1 protein-coding gene is annotated in these 1037 nt (G+C 31.8%); it reads left to right on the top strand.

Annotated features, from left to right (window positions below):
- Positions 1–524: flippase-like domain-containing protein (locus F6K13_RS34600; RefSeq protein ID WP_287290169.1), on the top strand; the 524-nt coding region annotated here is incomplete at its 5' end.
- Positions 525–1037 lie beyond the last annotated feature (513 nt).

The following is a 1037-nucleotide window of genomic DNA, read 5'->3' on the forward strand; positions in this document are numbered from 1 at the left end:
CTGCCGGAGTCACTTTAGGATTAATTATTGGATTATTATTATTATCTTCTCGCAAATTTACCAATATATTTTTTCAAATAGCACGAAAAATTGCTCCGAAAAAAATAGATTCAAAGATTGATAGTTTAGAGCATTCTTGGATAGAAATGCACAGATATTTTTGGCACGACAAAGCACAATTAACCAAAATTGCTACTACTTCAATATTTATCTGGTTCGGGCATTTATTACAAATTTGGTTTTTTACTCTAGCGTTAAATGTTTCGGTTCCACTTTTGGCAAGTTTAGCATTATCTCCCTTAGCAATTTTGGCTGGATTATTACCTTTAACTTTTGCTGGAGTTGGTACTCGTGATGCTGCTTTTATTCTGTTTTATCAACCTTATTTTTCTACAGAAGTTGGAGCAGCTTTAGGATTACTTTGTACATCCCGTTATGTATTACCAGCAATTGCTGGTTTACCATTTTTCGGACAATATTTAATGGCTATGGAAAAAATGCAGAATATTAGAAAATCTCAGTAAGCATTTAGCTGTCAGCAATCAGCAATCAGCCATCAGCCATTGCTTTTTTTTAGTTCTAGATAAAAGCTTGACTAATACCAATTTGATAAATGTTTTGTACATTTTATTGAGCGGGGGAGTAGGGGAGTGAGGGAGTAGGGGAGAGGTAAAAATAAGAATAATTAACAATAAATGGCTAATAATTATCGAAAAAAAATTCAGCTTGTGTTAATTACTTAATAATTGAAATGTCACTTAAATATAGCATTCTTTTTTCAAATTGGTATAATAGTTTCAAATTTTAAATGTTAAAGCGCTTCCCGTTGTTATGAGGTACACCTGTCGCGGGCAAGATGCCCGCACTACAATGATTTTACTATTCAAGCTTGTACCTCATTTGCCCGAAATATGCTGTAAATAATTTCGGTAAATTACTGTAAAATTAAAGTTCTGTAGCTCTATAAAATCTTACTTTTAACTTTTAACTTTTAACTTTTGAATTGACTATGTCACAAATAATTTTCAACTTTAAAT

Source organism: Okeania sp. SIO2B9 (assembly GCF_010672505.1).
GTDB lineage: Bacteria > Cyanobacteriota > Cyanobacteriia > Cyanobacteriales > Microcoleaceae > Okeania > Okeania hirsuta.